Source organism: Citrobacter sp. wls716 (assembly GCF_005280975.1).
GTDB classification, from domain to species: domain Bacteria; phylum Pseudomonadota; class Gammaproteobacteria; order Enterobacterales; family Enterobacteriaceae; genus Citrobacter; species Citrobacter youngae.
Genome location: NZ_SZWX01000041.1, coordinates 1 through 310, shown reverse-complemented (window position 1 = coordinate 310; position 310 = coordinate 1). Strand labels below are relative to the sequence as shown.

Sequence of the window (310 nt, the reverse complement as noted above, 5' to 3'; positions counted from 1 at the left end):
AAATCATAAATGTGACTGTATGTCACAGGGACCGGCATTACTACCTGTACGCTATGCGGTGGTTCCTGAATATATTAAAGAACCATTGCCGGCGTGGGCAAAATCTGGAATATCAGCTTACCCGGCGGAAAACGAAAACTATCACTATGCGCTACGCGCGATGCGCAGGGGATATATCTATATCTATTATCCGTACCTGACGGACTGGGAAGCGTGGTCGGTGTGTGATGACGGCAGTTTGTGGAAACAGCTGTCGGCGAAAAATGTTCTGGAGAAATCAGAGCCAGACTGTCGGCAGGGAACGTACAGT

Annotated in this window: 1 protein-coding gene; it reads left to right on the top strand. The window is 48.7% G+C overall.

Annotated features, from left to right (window positions below):
* Positions 1-310 (top strand): toxin VasX (locus tag FDX24_RS16270; RefSeq protein ID WP_371414773.1); only part of this gene is annotated, 310 nt, incomplete at both ends.